This is a genomic window from Haemophilus sp. SZY H53 (assembly GCF_054332375.1).
This window is the reverse complement of the sequence record NZ_JBTGNV010000001.1, coordinates 269,829-285,715: the sequence shown is the minus strand read 5'-3', so window position 1 is coordinate 285,715 and position 15,887 is coordinate 269,829. Positions and strand designations below refer to the sequence as shown.

The window sequence follows — 15,887 nt, the reverse complement described above, 5'->3', positions numbered from 1 at the left end:
TCCATCTCCATAGTTCATATTTATATCTAGTGGATTTAGATAGTCTTTGCTCTTTGCACTAACCTTAATAACTTCTCCCTTAAACTGTTTTACAAGGTTTCCATACTCTCCTTCTGGATCACAGATAATGACATCATCATCGGTTGTAAGAATAGCATTACGGCAGAAGAAAAATCTGTTATAGATAGGTGCTTACCAAGAATTTATGAGAAGTATTTTGAAAATCCAATACCAGAAAATATGCCTATACTTCAAGACCTTTACAATATGTTAAAAGGGCAAGAAGAAAAGGTAGGAAAGAAACTTGCAACAGAAATGGAAATCTATGTTTCAGGAAGTCTTAATGTCTTTAATCATCAGTCAAATGTGGACTTAAATAAGCAGCTTATTTGTTTTGACATTAAAGAACTTGGAACACAGCTTAAGAAGATAGGTATGCTTGTTATTCAAGACCAGGTTTGGAATAAGGTTTCTCAAAACAGAAATACCGGCAAAAGTACAAGGTATTACATTGACGAGTTTCACTTGCTTTTAAAGGATGAACAGACTTCACAGTATTCGGTGGAAATCTGGAAGAGATTTAGAAAATGGGGAGGTATTCCAACAGGAATTACACAGAATGTTAAAGACCTACTTGCAAGTAAAGAAATTGAAAATATTTTCGACAATACGGATTTTATTCTAATGCTTAATCAAGCAACAGGTGATAGAGACTGGCTTGTTGTAAAGCTTAAAATTTCAAAGGATCAGGAAAAATTCGTCACCAATTCAAGAGCTGGTGAAGGTCTGATTTTCTTTGGAAATACCATTGTCCCATTTGTAGATAACTTCCCTAAAGACACAATCCTATATCAAAAGATGACTACAAAACCTGAAGAAGTGAGGTAGCGTCTTATGAGTAAAAAAAGAAAGCGAGATTTGAATGAAAAGTTAAGGGCAAGAGAAGAAAAAATAATCACAAAGGCTGAAACAGATGATGTTTTGGATTACAAAAGAAAAACTAGAGATGATTATAGAGACAAGGTTGTTAAAGAAGAAAATAGGTTTCAAGATAAGATTCACGAGAAGATAAGTAAAAGGGCTGATATTAATAGTGAAATAAAAACAAGTAACAAGAGCAAAAATGCTATAAAAAGAAATCTTCAAAGTAACAGTTTTGAAACTGATAGTGGAATGAAGCCTATTGTAGAGTCTCCAGAGAAAAACCAAAGTATAGAAGTTAATTCAGATGCTTATAGAGTTTTTGAAAATACTGCTTCTAAAGAAACTCATAGGAATATAGAAGTAGGTAATACTAATAATGGTTTGAATATAAGAAAGATGATAAGAACAAACATAAGCTTGTAGTTGATACAGAAGTCACTCATATTATTGAGCGAATATTTAATATGAAAATAGAAGGTTATTCCTCAAAGGCTATTGCAGACTTTCTAAACAGTATTGGAACAGTTACACCATCAAAGCATAAAGAAAATAATGGTGATAACTTTAATACTGGTTTTGTTGTGAAAAAAGCAAAATGGGATGCTAAGATGGTAAACCGTATTATTTCAAATAAGGTTTATATCGGTGTCTTGGAACAAGGAAAAACCACAAAGTTAAATTATAAATCAAAGCATGAAGTCGATGTTTCCAAAGAAGACTGGATAGCAATAGAAAATGCTCATGAAAGCATAGTATCAAAATCCATCTTTTCACTTGCAAACAAAATGCTACTTCGTGATGTGAAACAGTCTAAAGATAAGCCACAAATCCTATCTGGAATGCTTTACTGCAAAGATTGTGGAAGTCCTATGATTAGGCGAAAGGTAAGAAATACAGTTTTCTATATTTGCTCCGAGTATAACAATTCAGGTGACTGTTCAAGGCATAGCATCAAAGAAGATTATGTTATAGGTGCAACAATTCACGCACTAAATGACTATCTATCTAAGTACAATGAGCTACTTAAGAAAGTTAGCAAAATAGATGTTTCAAAATTTACTGTGAAAGTTGATTTTGAGTCTTTAAATGCAGAAAAAAGAAAATATGAAAGACTTAGACAATCTCTTTATATGGATTTAGAAGAAGAGCTTATAACGACTGAAGAATTTGAACGATTTAGAAAAAATTATCTTATTAAGATTAGGGAAATTGAGAAACAAATTATTACAAAGCAAAATATCGTAGAAGAATTAAAAATGAAGATAAACGATAAAGGTAGTTTCGTTTCTGAGATAGTTCCTAATCTTGAAAGTGATGAATTAAATAGATTATGCTTGGTATCTTTTATAGACCGTATTGAGATTGGAGAGGATAATGCAATTAACTTTGTCTTCAACAATATTGAAACAGTGAATCTGCTTCAAGCGATTGTAGATAGTGATAAGGTCGAAGCTAAGGATACACATAAGGCAAGACTAATATCAATGGGCAAGCTGTTTGTTGAGCATTTAGAAAGGGTTGAACCTAAGCTTGCAGTTGGAGGTGTTTGTTAATGGCAAGGACTTCCAAAAGATATATAAGAAAAAACGAAGAACAAGCACAAAAAGTATTTTATAAAGCTGGTATCTATGCAAGATTATCCAGTGAAAGAAAAGAAGAATGGCGTGAGAAATAATCGTCTATCGAAACACAGGTGCTTTGTTGTAAAGAGTATGCTTTAAAAGAAAATATTAAAGTCGTAAATATTTACACAGATTATGAATATAGTGGGACAAATTTTGAAAGACCACAGTTTCAGAAGATGATGCAAGATATTCGTGAAAGAAGAATTAATTGTATTATCATAAGGGACTTATCAAGACTTGGAAGAGAATATCTCGAGATGGGAAGACTTATAGATAAGGTATTTCCGTTCTTGGGAGTAAGGTTTATTTCTGTTAATGATAAGGTTGATACCGTTAAGGATTTAGGCTCTAAGAAGTCATTTGAAGTAACTCTTAAGAATATCGTCAATGATATGTATGCTAAAGACATTTCTGTAAAGATAAAGACAAGTAAACATAATAGGGCAAGAAATGGATATTTTATTGGTTCTGTTCCGCCCTATGGATATAAGGTAGTGAAATTAAAAGAGGGACAGAAGTTAGAAGTTGATGAGAATGTTCGATTCATTGTTGAAGAAATGTTCCGACTAACACTTGAAGGAAAAAGCCAATATAAGGTTGCAAAGCACTTTAATACTATGGGTTATGCTACGGGAATGGTCTATTACAAAACAGGTAGAATTTATAGACAGGATGGTGAGCCGCAGTGGAATAAAGGTACTATTTCCAAAATGCTTACTAACAGAGCTTATACAGGAACTTTAGTGCAAGGTGTTCCCGATGTGTTGGGTGAATTACAGAAGAAAACCGGGCTAACCCGTCAAACCATTTGCCGTATTTTGCAAAAATCAAAACGATTGGCTGAGATTTATCATAATCCACAACGTTTTATTGATTTGGTTGCAGAAAAAATTAATGAAGCGTTAAGTCAAATTATGGCGGATGGTGTGGAATATCACCGCATTGCGGATCGCACCTATGAAATGACGTTATTTAAGGATTTTGAGTTTTATCTTAATCAATACAGTTTTTCTGTGAGTAATCAATCAAAAACCATTTATGAGAGTTATATTGCCCTAGATTCCAACACGGAAAATACGTTTGCCCGCCATTGTGAAAGCTGTGAAGATGTCGAGTTTTATTTTAAGTTACCGAAAAATTTTAAAATTCCAACGCCATTGGGGAATTATAATCCCGACTGGGCGGTGGTATTTAAAGGGCAGAATAAAGTTTACTTTGTGGCGGAAACCAAAAATACCGGTAAAGGTATTCAGCGTGGTGTGGATGAAAGTAAGTTGGATCCTTCAGAACAAATGAAAATTGCTTATGCCAGAAAGAATTTTGAACATCTCCATAGAGATTACGATGATTTGGAATATCGGGTTGTACAAAGTATAGATGAATTAACTGAAAATGTGTAAAAAATATCAGACAGCCAATATTGGCTGTCTGATCGCGTTAATTAAAGCACTTTAACAATGCTTTCACACAAATAACGAATATTGTCTTCAGTGATACCGGCCACATTGATACGACCAGAACGAACAGCGTAAATCGCAAATTCTTCTTTTAAGCGATCGACTTGTTCAGGCGATAAGCCACTGAAAGAGAACATACCGTTTTGTTCTATGATAAAGCTGAAATCTTGTTCTGCACCATATTCTTTTAATAACTGAACGAATAAATGACGCATTTTTTTGATGCGTTCACGCATTTCAGTCAATTCATTTTCCCACTCTTGGCGAAGTTGTGGATCATTTAACACCGTGGCTACGGTCGCCCCACCATGAGATGCTGGGTTAGAGTAGAGAGTGCGAATAATTGATTTCACCTGTGTTAATGCAGTTGAAGCAATTTCTGCATTTTCAGCGACAAGCGTAAAGGCACCTACGCGCTCATTGTATAAACCAAAGTTTTTAGAGAATGAACTCGCCACTAATAATTCTTTATGATTTGCCGCAAAAGCACGTAAACCGTAAGCATCTTGGTCTAAGCCATTGGCTAAACCTTGATAAGCAAAGTCAAAGAGTGGTAACCAGCCATTTTTTGCTGAAAGTGCGGCTAATTCTTGCCATTGTTCTGGGGTTGGATCAATACCAGTTGGATTGTGGCAGCAACCGTGTAAAAGCACAACATCGCCTTCGCTTGCTTGGCTTAAATCTTCAAGTAAATGTTCCCAGTCAAGGGCTTTGCGTTCAGCATCATAATAACGATATTCACGAATCGTCATGCCTACCGCATTGAAAATTGCATTGTGGTTAGGCCATGTTGGTGTACTAATCCATACATTTTGAGCTTTGGTTTGGCGTTTAATGAATTCTGCCGCAATGCGTAATGCACCTGTGCCACCTAAACTTTGCGCAGTTCTTGCACGGTTTGCTTTAATTACATCAGAATCTTTACCAAAAAGGAGCTCTTTTGTGCGTTCGTTATAATCGGCAATACCATCGATAGTCAGATAGTTTTTCGTTTTTTCGTTATCAAATAAGCGTTTTTCTGCTTCTTTCACTGCACGCATAATCGGTGTTGTACCTTGTGCATCTTTATAAACGCCAATACCTAAATTGATTTTATTTTCACGGGTTTCAGATTTGAATGCTTCGCCTAAGCCTAAGATAGGATCGGCCGGAGCCGCTTTGATATGTTCAAACATAGCTTTTCCTTATGTATGTGTTGTGAGATAAGTAATTTTATACTTCAGCCGATAGATTTTATCAAGAAGAACCTGATAAAAATCAACCGCACTTTGATGTTTTTAGATATTCATCAAAAAGTGCGGTTGTTTTTTGGATTATTTTAATTTCTCAATCGCCCAATTTAAACCGGATTGATAGTCTTCAGGAAGTTCGTGACGAAGTTTTTCAAGCTGTTGAATAATGATTGTTTTATCAGGATGCGTAATATTGATATGACCTAATTTTCTACCCGGACGAACTTCCTTACCATACCAATGTAATTGGGAAAAGGGCGTGTTCAACCATTGTGGACTATGTTCTGTACCAATTAAATTAACCATGACACTTGGTGCAATAGGTTGTAATGACGGTGTAGGTAAATCTAATAAAGCACGTAGATGCAATTCAAATTGACTAATAGCACAGCCTAATTGTGTCCAATGTCCGCTATTATGCACACGAGGGGCAAGTTCATTAATTAATAATTTATCCCCCACTACAAAGCATTCCATCGCCATTACACCCACATATTCAAGTTTATCCATGATTTTTCCAAGCATAGATTCAGCCTGAATTTGTTGGTTTTGTTGTTGAGGGAATGAAATATCTGTCACACTGTAACGTAAAATGCCATTTTGCTGTAGGTTATGTGTTACAGGATAGAAACGTTTTTCACCATTTTTAAATCTTGCGCCTACGATAGACACTTCGTAATCAAAAGGAATAAATTTTTCTGCAATAACTTCACCGAATAAATCGTCCGTAATATCACGTTGATTATTTTCAGTGATAATCCATTGACCTCGACCGTCATAACCACCGGTACGACGTTTTACCACGACTTTTTCGCCTACGTTTGTAAATACTTCAGTCCATTGCGTTTTATCTTCTAATAAACACCATGGTGAGGTAGAGAGATTGAGTTCATCCAGTAAAGATTTTTGGGTAAAACGATCAGCCAATAAGCCAAAAACATTCTGATTAACGAAATTCTTATGATGGCCTAATAATTCAGTTAACGGTGTTTTTTCCCAACGTTCAATCTCTGCGGTGATGATGGCATTTTTAGGTAAATCAAATACGGGGGCATTGAACTCAAGTGGTTGAACATTAATGTCTAATGGCGCGCCAGCGTAACGTAACATTCTGCCGAGTTGGCCATTCCCAAGCACATAAACGGTAGGATATAGGGTAGAGTTTTGCATAAAATTTCTCATCAAATCTAGCTAAAAAAACAACCGCACTTTAAAAAGTGCGGTCAAATTAAAAGGTGTTTTATGTACGTGGATCAGGATTATCCAATACCATATTGGTTTGATTTTCGCGGAATACTTGTAGGCGAGCGAATAACGCATCATCCCAACCTGCAAGAATTTGTGCAGCGAGTAATCCTGCATTAGAAGCACCAGCAGGGCCAATCGCTAACGTACCGACAGGAATGCCTTTCGGCATTTGCACGATAGAATAGAGACTATCAACACCGCTTAACATAGAACTTTTAACAGGGACACCCAATACAGGTACAAGCGTTTTAGCCGCAATCATACCGGGTAAATGAGCAGCGCCACCCGCACCTGCAATAATCACTTTGTAACCATTTTTTTGTGCATTTTCGGCAAATTCAAACAGCTTATCGGGGGTTCGATGTGCGGAAACGACTTCAATATGATATGTCACATTGAGTTCATCTAAAATTTGAGTGGCTTCTTGCATGGTTGCCCAGTCGCTTTTTGAGCCCATCACAATAGCAATTTGTGCGGTATTTGACATATTTTTAAAAAATTATCTGATAAAAAAACGATACGTAGAATAGCATATTTGTTCACTTTTAAGCAAACGTTTGCTATGCGGTGAAAGCTGAAAATTCCATTGCAAGTTTGGTCATAAAATCTTATCCTAATACGAGTTTTTTTCTTAGAAATAGAGCAGATTATGTTAGCTAAAGCGAAATATAGAAAAGATTACAAACAACCTGATTTTACGGTTACGGATATTTTCCTTGATTTTCAATTAGATCCTAAGCATACCGTTGTCACTGCAAAAACAACCTTCCAACGTTTAAATGATGAAGCAACCCATCTACGATTAGATGGTCATGGTTTCCAATTTGCCTCCATTAAATTCAATGGCGAAGATTTTAAACATTATCATCAAGACCACGAAAGTTTAACGTTAGATTTAACCAATCAAAGTGCGATTAATTTTGAACTTGAAATTGTGACGAATCTAGAGCCTGCACAAAACACCTCTTTACAAGGGCTTTATCAATCAGGTGAGGGTATTTGTACACAATGTGAAGCAGAAGGTTTTCGTCAAATTACCTATATGCTTGACCGTCCAGATGTATTAGCTCGCTATACAACCAAAATTACCGCAGATAAAACTAAATATCCTTACTTACTTTCTAATGGTAACCGCATTGCAAATGGTGAATTAGAGGATGGTCGTCATTGGGTTGAATGGAATGACCCATTCCCGAAACCGAGCTATTTATTCGCTTTAGTGGCAGGTGATTTTGATTTATTACAAGATACCTTTACGACAAAAAGTGGTCGTAAAGTAGCCTTAGAGCTTTATGTTGACCGTGGCAATCTTGATCGCGCTTCGTGGGCAATGGAAAGCCTGAAAAAAGCGATGAAATGGGATGAAGACCGTTTTAATTTAGAATACGACTTAGATATTTACATGATTGTTGCTGTGGACTTCTTCAATATGGGTGCCATGGAAAATAAAGGGTTGAATATTTTTAACGCTAAATTTGTGTTGGCAAATCCACAAACTGCAACCGATGATGATTATCTCGCCATTGAAAGCGTAATTGCACACGAATATTTTCATAACTGGACGGGAAACCGTGTAACTTGCCGTGATTGGTTCCAGTTAAGTTTGAAAGAAGGTTTAACGGTTTTCCGTGATCAAGAATTTTCATCTGACACAGGTTCTCGAGCAGTCAATCGTATTAATAACGTGAAATTCTTACGTACGGTACAGTTTGCCGAAGATGCAAGCCCAATGTCACACCCAATTCGCCCTGAAAAAGTCATTGAAATGAATAACTTCTATACCGTGACTGTATATGAAAAAGGGGCAGAAGTGATTCGTATGTTGCACACTTTATTAGGTGAACAAGGTTTCCAAAAAGGCATGCAACTTTATATTGCTGAAAACGATGGTAAAGCGGCAACCTGCGAAGATTTTGTGTCTGCAATGGAACGTGCGAATGACGTTGATTTAGCTCAATTCCGTCGTTGGTATAGCCAATCTGGTACGCCAGAATTATTGATTAGTGATGCCTATGATGAACAAACTCATACTTATCGTTTAACCGTTTCACAATCTACGCCGCCAACAGCGGATCAAATGGAAAAAGTAAACTTACATATTCCATTGAAAATTGCGCTTTATGATGCTAACGGTAACAAGCAAACATTACAGTACAATGGAAAATTATCAAATGATGTACTCAATGTTACGGAAAAAGATCAAACATTTGAATTTCATAATCTCTATTGTCGACCTATTCCTGCATTATTGTGTGATTTTTCTGCACCAGTTAAACTGGATTATGATTATACGACTACACAATTACTTAGCCTACTTAAATTTTCTAATAATCAGTTTGTTCGATGGGATGCGGCACAAACGCTATTGACTCAAGAATTACGCCGTAATGTGGCGAATTATCAGCAAGGAGAGCGATTAGAGATCTCACCTGACATTTTGATTGCACTCGCTCATGTGTTGGAAAATTATGAACAAGATATTGAATTAGCTACATTGATTTTGACTTTTCCAAAAGAAATTGAGTTTGCAGAAAGTTTCAAAACAATTGATCCTGATGGTATTACTGCAGCAAGAGAATTTATGTTGGTGCAAATAGCCGAATACTTAAAAAATGATTTATTGAGGATTTACACGCATATTCGTCTTGATGTTTATCAAGTGACTCAGAAAGATATTGCTTTACGAGCAATGCGCAATGTTTGTTTAAGTTATTTGGCCTACAGTAACCTAGGTAATAATGTGGTACAAAAACATTACAATAATGCTAATAATATGACGGATACTTTAGCGGCATTAAATATGGCAACCAAAGCAGCGTTACCTTGTCGTGATGCCTTGTTGGCGGATTTTGAACAAAAATGGCAACATGATGGCTTGGTAATGGATAAATGGTTTGCGTTACAAGCAACTCGCCCTGATGAAAACGTATTGGAAATTGTACAAGTATTAATGGATCACCCAAGCTTTAATTTTAACAATCCAAACCGTTTACGCTCATTAGTTGGAAACTTTATAAATTATAATTTAAAAGCCTTCCACCATATTAGTGGATCTGGTTATCGTTTTTTGACAGATGTTTTAATTCGTTTAAATGATAGTAATCCACAAGTTGCAGCACGTTTAATTGAGCCACTGATTCGTTTCTCTCGTTTCGATGAACAGCGTCAAACCTTAATGAAACGCGCCTTGGAGCGATTAAGCGCTGTTGAAGATCTCTCAAAAGATCTATTTGAGAAAATAGAGAAAGCCTTGCAATAATCCAATAGTGCGGTTAATTTTAACCGCATTTTCCATTTACAGTGAACTATCCTGAGAGATAAACGAGTATGTATTCTTTGATCCGTAAAGCTATCTTTTCCCTTGATCCTGAAACCGCCCATGATTTAGTGATTAAATCATTGCATTTAGCGGGTAAATCACCTTGCCAATTTTTATTAAAGCAGCTTTTGGCTTGTCCACAAGGTTTGCCTAAGCAAGTAATGGGCATTATGTTTAAAAATCCTATTGGGTTAGCCGCGGGCGCAGATAAAAATGCCGAAGCGATTGATGGATTTGGTGCGATGGGATTTGGTTTTATTGAAGTGGGTACGGTTACGCCTTTGGCACAAGAGGGAAATGCGAAACCCCGTCAATTCCGTTTAGTGGAAGCTGAGGGGATTATTAACCGTAATGGATTCAATAATTATGGCATTGATTACGTGGTCGAGAATGTTAAAAAGGCAAAATTTGATGGTGTAATTGGGATTAATATTGGCAAAAATAAAGTCACGCCACTTGAAAAGGGGAAAGATGATTACTTATTTTGCTTAAATAAAGCCTATAACTATGCGGATTATATTACGGTAAATATTTCATCACCGAACACTCCAGATTTGCGTCAATTGCAGTATGGTGATTATTTTGATGATTTATTACAAAGTATTAAACAACGTCAAAAAACTTTAGCTGAGCAATATAATAAATATGTACCGATTGCTGTAAAAATTGCACCTGATTTATCCGAGACTGAACTCGTTCAAATTGCTGATACGTTACTTCGTCATCAAATGGATGGGGTAATTGCCACTAATACAACGATTTCACGCGACAACGTCACAGGTTTGAAAAATGCGGAACAACAAGGTGGCTTAAGTGGAAAACCGTTACAGCAGAAAAGTACAGAAATTATTCGAAGATTGCATCAAGAGCTGAAAGGTCAAATTCCGATTATTGGGAGTGGTGGCATTGATGGTGTACAAAATGCACAAGAGAAGATTGAAGCAGGTGCTGAATTGTTACAAGTTTATTCGGGTTTGATTTATCACGGTCCAAGCTTAGTTAAAGAATTAGTGAAAGCGATTAAATAAATGACAAAAAAATATGATTTACATTGCCATAGTACGGCTTCAGATGGTGTTTTAACGCCTACAGAGCTTGTGCAACGAGCTCATGAGCTAGGTATCAATGTGCTTGCTTTATGTGATCACGACACCGTGATGGGCATTGATGAAGCTAAAATTGAAGCAGATAAATTAGGTATTGAGCTAATTAATGGCGTGGAAATTTCAACGAATTGGGAAGGTCGTGGTATCCATATTGTCGGATTAAATTTTGATAAAACGCATCCTAAAATGACCGCACTTTTAGCCGAACAAAAATCACTGAGAGAAAAAAGAGCGGTCGAAATTGGCCATAAATTAGAAAAAGCAGGCGTCCCCAATGCCTATGAGGGCGCAAAAGCGTTAGCCAATGGGGAAGTAACTCGTGCGCATTATGCGCGTTATTTAGTGCAAATCGGCAAAGTTTCAAATGATGGGCAAGCCTTTAAGCGTTATCTAGGCGGTGGAAAATCGTGTTTTGTCAAAGCTGAATGGGTCGATATTCCAACGGCGATTGAGACGATTCATGCGGCAGGTGGCGTTGCCGTCATTGCTCATCCTATGCGTTATAACATGACAGGAAAATGGATTGGTCGATTAATTGTTGATTTCAAACAATGGGGCGGTGATGGCATGGAAGTGGCAGATAGTGGACAGACCAAAGAGCAACGTCAATATCTTGCGCGTTTAGCCAATGAATATGACTTAGCCGCCTCTTTAGGGTCAGACTTTCATTTTCCTTGCGGATGGATTGAATTAGGAAAGAATTTGTTTTTACCTGAAGAGGTAAAACCGATTTGGACATTATTTGAATAATAAAGGGCGGTTAATCCGCCCCTGTTTTTTTATATTTGACTGTTCTCACACAAACCGAGGCTTGCGAGAAATTCAATAAATGCGCGAACTTTAGCCGGTAAATGACGACGATTTGGGTAAAGCACATAAATATCTAAAGGTTTTTGTTTATATTCAGACAAAATTTCAACTAATTCACCTGAAGCAAGCGCATCTTTTACAAAGAAATTCGGTGCATTACTGATGCCTAAACCCGCTTTTGTCATTTCTAACAACGCCATACCATTATTAGAAACCACTTTAGATTGAATTTTATAACGTTGAATTTGATTGGCTTTTGTTGATTGCCAATGCACTTGATTTAACGATGATTTATAAAGTAAACCTTGGTGATATTCTAAATCGTCAGGTGTAAGCGGTGTGCCTCGCGCTTCTAAATAACTTGGAGAAGCAACAAAATGCATAAGGGAGCTACTAATTTTACGCGCAACAAGTGAGCTGTCTTGCATATAACCGATACGTAATGCTAAGTCATAGCCTTCCGCAACGAGATCAACACGCTTGTCTTCAAATTCAATTTCTACGTGTAAATTGGGATGAAGCTCAATAAATTTAGGCAAGTTAGGTGAAATATAAAGTAAGCCAAAATCACGTGGCATAGAGATTAATAAATTACCTTGTAAGCTCGTTGCCATATTACTGATGCTAGAGTCTGCCTCACTTAAATCTAATAGAATGGCTTGGCAACGTTGGTAATAAAGCATACCGGCTTCAGTTGGCATAATTTTTCGTGTTGTACGTTGTAATAATCGTGTTTTTAAATGTTCTTCTAATTGTGAAACTAATTTACTCGCCATTGCCACAGAAATATTCTGTTGGTTTGCGGCTTGTGTAAAACTTTGCGTTTCGATCACTTTGCAGAAAACCGAAATTGCATTGAGTTTATCCATTTATAAATCCTTTTTGAAAAAAAGCTTGATTTTATCGGCGTAAGTTTGCAGTATATCGGCTATTTTAGAGAATTCTAGTTATATTTTAGGTAAGCAAATGAGCAAATCTTTAGTGATTGTGGAGTCGCCAGCCAAAGCGAAAACCATCAATAAATATTTAGGTAGCCAGTATGTGGTGAAATCCAGCGTAGGGCATATTTGTGATTTGCCGACATCAGGAAGTAGTACTGGCGAAAAGGCTAAGCCAGTTTCGACAAAAGGATTAAGTACAGAAGAAAAAGCAAAAATTAAAGCAGAGAAAGAGCGTTCCGCTTTAGTTAAACGTATGGGGATTGATCCTTATCACGATTGGAAAGCTAATTACCAAATTCTACCTGGCAAAGAAAAAGTGGTCGCCGAATTAAAATCCCTTGCTAAAAAATCCGATCATATTTATCTCGCAACCGACTTGGATAGAGAAGGAGAGGCTATCGCATGGCATTTACGTGAAGTGATCGGTGGCGATGATAGTCGTTTTAGTCGCGTTGTATTTAATGAGATTACTAAAAAAGCGATTGAAAAAGCGTTCCAGCATCCTGCTCACATTAATATGGACCAGGTTAATGCTCAGCAAACCCGTCGTTTCTTAGACCGCGTAGTAGGCTTTATGGTGTCACCATTATTATGGAAGAAAGTGGCACGTGGGTTATCTGCAGGACGAGTACAATCTGTTGCCGTAAAATTGGTGGTAGAACGTGAGCGTGAAATCAAAGCATTCCAACCGGAAGAGTTTTGGGAAATTGAAGCGCTAACCCAAACGACTAAGAAAGAAGGCTTGCGTTTGGATGTGGTGCAATATAAAGGCAAGAAATTTGAGCCGAAAAATGAAAAAGAAGCTCAAAGTGCGGTCGATTTTTTAAATAAATCACACTACGTTGTCACAGATTTAGAAACAAAACCAACAGGTTCTAAACCAAGAGCACCATTTATTACTTCAACCTTACAACAAACTGCAAGCACGCGTTTAGGTTTTGGAGTAAAGAAAACCATGATGTTGGCACAACGTTTATATGAAGCTGGTTATATCACTTATATGCGTACTGACTCTACCAACTTGAGCCAAGATGCATTAAATATGGCACGTGCTTATATCGAAAGCCATTTTGGCAAAGATTATTTGCCCGCTAAACCGAATTTCTATTCGAGTAAAGAAAACGCACAAGAAGCACACGAAGCCATTCGTCCTTCTGATGTGAAAATGCTCGCAGATCATTTAAGTGGCATAGATAAAGATGCAGTACGCTTGTATGATTTAATCTGGCGTCAATTTGTGGCTTGTCAAATGCCGGCTGCACAATATGACAGTACAACCGTCACTGTAATGGCTGGCGATTATGAATTGAAAGCCAAAGGCCGTATTTTACGCTTTGATGGTTGGACAAAAGTCTTGCCACAATTAGGTAAAAATCCAGAAGACCAAATTTTACCGACTGTGAGTTTAAACGAAACATTAGCACTAAAAACGGTTTCGCCAAGCCAACACTTTACCAAACCACCCGCTCGTTTTACTGAAGCAGCATTGGTGAAAGAATTGGAGAAACGTGGTATTGGTCGTCCTTCGACTTATGCGGCAATTATTTCGACTATTCAAGAACGTGGTTATGTGCGCATTGAAAATCGCCGTTTCTATGCAGAGAAAATGGGCGAAATCGTTACTGATCGCTTAAATCAATCTTTTACTGATTTGATGAGTTACGATTTCACTGCAAACATGGAAAATGTACTAGACCAAATTGCATCCGGTGAAAAAAATTGGAAAGCTGAGTTAAATCAATTCTTCAAAGATTTTTCTACCCAACTTTCTACGGCTGAATTAGATGAGCTAGAAGGTGGAATGAAGCCGAATAGCCTTGTGCTCACCGATATTGATTGCCCAACTTGTGGCCGCAAAATGGCGATTCGCACAGCAAGTACTGGTGTCTTCCTTGGTTGTTCTGGTTATGCATTACCACCAAAAGAGCGTTGTAAAACAACGATTAATCTCATTCCAGAAGCAGAATTACTCAATGTATTGGATGAGGCCTCTGAAACCAAAGCCTTAATGGATCGTAAACGTTGCCCAAAATGTGGTACGGCGATGGATAGCTATATCATCGACCCACATCGTAAATTGCATATTTGTGGTAACAATCCGAATTGTGATGGTTATTTGGTTGAACAAGGCCAATTCAAAATTAAAGGCTATGATGGTCCGATTGTAGAATGTGATAAGTGTGGTTCAGATATGCACTTAAAACTCGGTCGTTTTGGTAAATATATGGGCTGTACCAGCTGTGATAATACCCGTAAGATTTTGAAAAATGGCGAAGTTGCACCGCCAAAAGAAGAACCGGTTCATTTCCCTGAATTGAAATGTGAAAAATCTGATGCGTATTTTGTATTACGTGATGGTGCAAGTGGCGTGTTTATGTCAGCACATAACTTCCCGAAATCACGTGAAACTCGACCAGCAAAAGTGGCGGAATTAGCGCTTTATCGTGATCGTTTACCAGAAAAATTACGTTATTTAGCCGATGCGCCACAAAAAGACCCTGAGGGTAATGAAGCCATTATCCGCTTTAGCCGTAAAGAAAAACATCAATATGTGACATCTGAAAAGAATGGCAAAGCCACAAAATGGATTGTGGATTATATTGATGGAAAGTGGGTAGAACGGAAAAAGTAGGATGAATATCACGGTTTATTGCGGAGCAAGTTTAGGTAATGATTCAGCCTATCAGTCTGTCGCAAAAAAATTAGGAAAATGGATTGCTGATGTTCAACATACTTTAGTTTATGGTGGCGGAAAATTGGGATTAATGGGCGTAGTTGCAGATACTGTACTTGCTCATCAAGGTAAAGTAATTGGCATTATCCCTCAATTTTTACAAGACAGAGAAGTTTCACATCCTAATTTAACTAAGACCGTAATTGTTGAAAGCATGTCTGAGCGAAAAAATAAAATGATTGAGCTTGGCGATGCTTATATTGCTTTGCCTGGTGGACCTGGCACTTTAGAAGAGATTGCTGAAGTGATTTCTTGGGCGCGAATTGGAAAAAATAATAATCCTTGTATTCTGTTTAATGAAAAGGGGTATTTTGATTCACTAAAGTCCTTTTTTAGCCATATGGTGAAAGAAGGCTTCTTTACTCAAGGTGATTTTGAGAAGATTTTATTCTCGAATAATCTTCAAGAAATCGAAACCTTTATTGAACATTACCAACCTCCAGCGTTAAGAACATATTAAAAAAGTGCGGTTAAATTTGACCGCACTTTTT

The 15,887-nt window shown here is 37.2% G+C and carries 13 protein-coding genes and 2 pseudogenes; 11 read left to right on the top strand and 4 right to left on the bottom strand.

The annotated features are described in order from the left end of the window. Positions 1-39 precede the first annotated feature (39 nt). The 6 genes and pseudogenes from ACXVWB_RS01415 to ACXVWB_RS01390 form a co-directional block, all read left to right on the top strand. On the top strand, positions 40-888 hold the full coding sequence (locus tag ACXVWB_RS01415; protein WP_458472895.1) for a VirB4-like conjugal transfer ATPase, CD1110 family: 849 nt from the start codon (positions 40-42) through the stop codon (positions 886-888). A gap of 6 nt (positions 889-894) precedes the next feature. Then, positions 895-1,347 (top strand): hypothetical protein, encoded by a 453-nt coding sequence (locus ACXVWB_RS01410; RefSeq protein WP_289901784.1) that lies wholly within the window; start codon positions 895-897, stop codon positions 1,345-1,347. Positions 1,348-1,367: 20 nt separating this feature from the next. Beyond that, positions 1,368-2,477 (top strand): recombinase family protein, encoded by a 1,110-nt coding sequence (locus ACXVWB_RS01405; protein ID WP_289901796.1) that lies wholly within the window; start codon positions 1,368-1,370, stop codon positions 2,475-2,477. Continuing rightward, entirely contained in the window at positions 2,477-2,599 is a 123-nt protein-coding gene (locus tag ACXVWB_RS01400) for a hypothetical protein (protein ID WP_289901783.1), read from the top strand. Before ACXVWB_RS01405 ends, ACXVWB_RS01400 begins: the two co-directional genes overlap by 1 nt. Positions 2,600-2,605: 6 nt before the next feature. Beyond that, positions 2,606-3,298 (top strand): annotated as a pseudogene (locus ACXVWB_RS01395) (recombinase family protein); the annotation flags it as partial. A 3-nt stretch (positions 3,299-3,301) separates the two neighbouring features. After that, a pseudogene (locus ACXVWB_RS01390) lies at positions 3,302-3,949 on the top strand (restriction endonuclease); the annotation flags it as partial. A gap of 41 nt (positions 3,950-3,990) precedes the next feature. Here ACXVWB_RS01390 and ACXVWB_RS01385 read toward each other — a convergent pair. The 3 genes from ACXVWB_RS01385 to purE form a co-directional block, all read right to left on the bottom strand. After that, positions 3,991-5,181: an amino acid aminotransferase gene (locus ACXVWB_RS01385; protein ID WP_289901782.1), complete on the bottom strand. Its 1,191-nt coding sequence runs from the start codon at positions 5,179-5,181 to the stop codon at positions 3,991-3,993. Between the two features lie 138 nt (positions 5,182-5,319). Continuing rightward, a complete protein-coding gene (purK, locus tag ACXVWB_RS01380; RefSeq protein WP_289901781.1) occupies positions 5,320-6,408 on the bottom strand; it encodes a 5-(carboxyamino)imidazole ribonucleotide synthase in 1,089 nt (362 codons plus the stop codon). Positions 6,409-6,478: 70 nt separating this feature from the next. Further along, positions 6,479-6,973 carry a 5-(carboxyamino)imidazole ribonucleotide mutase gene (gene purE, locus ACXVWB_RS01375; protein WP_289901780.1) on the bottom strand — a complete coding sequence of 165 codons (495 nt, stop codon included), beginning with the start codon at positions 6,971-6,973 and terminating at the stop codon, positions 6,479-6,481. A 162-nt stretch (positions 6,974-7,135) separates the two neighbouring features. Here purE and pepN point away from each other — a divergent pair, with 162 nt between their 5' ends. From pepN to rnm, 3 genes are all read left to right on the top strand, one after another. Next, positions 7,136-9,745, top strand: a complete 2,610-nt coding sequence (gene pepN / locus ACXVWB_RS01370) for an aminopeptidase N (protein ID WP_289901779.1) — start codon at positions 7,136-7,138, stop codon at positions 9,743-9,745. Between the two features lie 68 nt (positions 9,746-9,813). Further along, positions 9,814-10,833, top strand: a complete 1,020-nt coding sequence (gene pyrD / locus ACXVWB_RS01365; protein ID WP_289901778.1) for a quinone-dependent dihydroorotate dehydrogenase — start codon at positions 9,814-9,816, stop codon at positions 10,831-10,833. After that, a complete protein-coding gene (gene rnm, locus ACXVWB_RS01360; protein ID WP_049355719.1) occupies positions 10,834-11,661 on the top strand; it encodes an RNase RNM in 828 nt (275 codons plus the stop codon). It begins immediately after the preceding gene. A gap of 29 nt (positions 11,662-11,690) precedes the next feature. On the opposite strand, the gene ACXVWB_RS01355 is transcribed toward rnm, so the two are convergent. Beyond that, complete coding sequence (locus tag ACXVWB_RS01355; protein ID WP_289901777.1) at positions 11,691-12,590, bottom strand: LysR family transcriptional regulator; 900 nt, start codon at positions 12,588-12,590, stop codon at positions 11,691-11,693. 97 nt (positions 12,591-12,687) lie between these two features. Here ACXVWB_RS01355 and topA point away from each other — a divergent pair, with 97 nt between their 5' ends. Beyond that, the gene (topA, locus tag ACXVWB_RS01350) at positions 12,688-15,294 is read left to right on the top strand and encodes a type I DNA topoisomerase (RefSeq protein ID WP_289901776.1); all 2,607 of its coding nucleotides are present in this window, start codon (positions 12,688-12,690) and stop codon (positions 15,292-15,294) included. 1 nt (position 15,295) lies between these two features. Beyond that, the gene (locus ACXVWB_RS01345) at positions 15,296-15,856 is read left to right on the top strand and encodes an LOG family protein (protein WP_289901775.1); all 561 of its coding nucleotides are present in this window, start codon (positions 15,296-15,298) and stop codon (positions 15,854-15,856) included. Positions 15,857-15,887: the final 31 nt, after the last annotated feature.

Excerpts from the sequence above, each read along its gene's own strand:
- ACXVWB_RS01410 (WP_289901784.1), top strand. The coding sequence starts at position 895 with ATGAGTAAAAAAAGAAAGCGAGATTTGAATGAAAAGTTAAGGGCAAGA.
- ACXVWB_RS01400 (WP_289901783.1), top strand. The coding sequence starts at position 2,477 with ATGGCAAGGACTTCCAAAAGATATATAAGAAAAAACGAAGAACAAGCA.
- ACXVWB_RS01385 (WP_289901782.1), bottom strand. The coding sequence starts at position 5,181 with ATGTTTGAACATATCAAAGCGGCTCCGGCCGATCCTATCTTAGGCTTA.
- purK (WP_289901781.1), bottom strand. The coding sequence starts at position 6,408 with ATGCAAAACTCTACCCTATATCCTACCGTTTATGTGCTTGGGAATGGC.
- purE (WP_289901780.1), bottom strand. The coding sequence starts at position 6,973 with ATGTCAAATACCGCACAAATTGCTATTGTGATGGGCTCAAAAAGCGAC.
- pepN (WP_289901779.1), top strand. The coding sequence starts at position 7,136 with ATGTTAGCTAAAGCGAAATATAGAAAAGATTACAAACAACCTGATTTT.
- pyrD (WP_289901778.1), top strand. The coding sequence starts at position 9,814 with ATGTATTCTTTGATCCGTAAAGCTATCTTTTCCCTTGATCCTGAAACC.
- rnm (WP_049355719.1), top strand. The coding sequence starts at position 10,834 with ATGACAAAAAAATATGATTTACATTGCCATAGTACGGCTTCAGATGGT.
- ACXVWB_RS01355 (WP_289901777.1), bottom strand. The coding sequence starts at position 12,590 with ATGGATAAACTCAATGCAATTTCGGTTTTCTGCAAAGTGATCGAAACG.
- topA (WP_289901776.1), top strand. The coding sequence starts at position 12,688 with ATGAGCAAATCTTTAGTGATTGTGGAGTCGCCAGCCAAAGCGAAAACC.
- ACXVWB_RS01345 (WP_289901775.1), top strand. The coding sequence starts at position 15,296 with ATGAATATCACGGTTTATTGCGGAGCAAGTTTAGGTAATGATTCAGCC.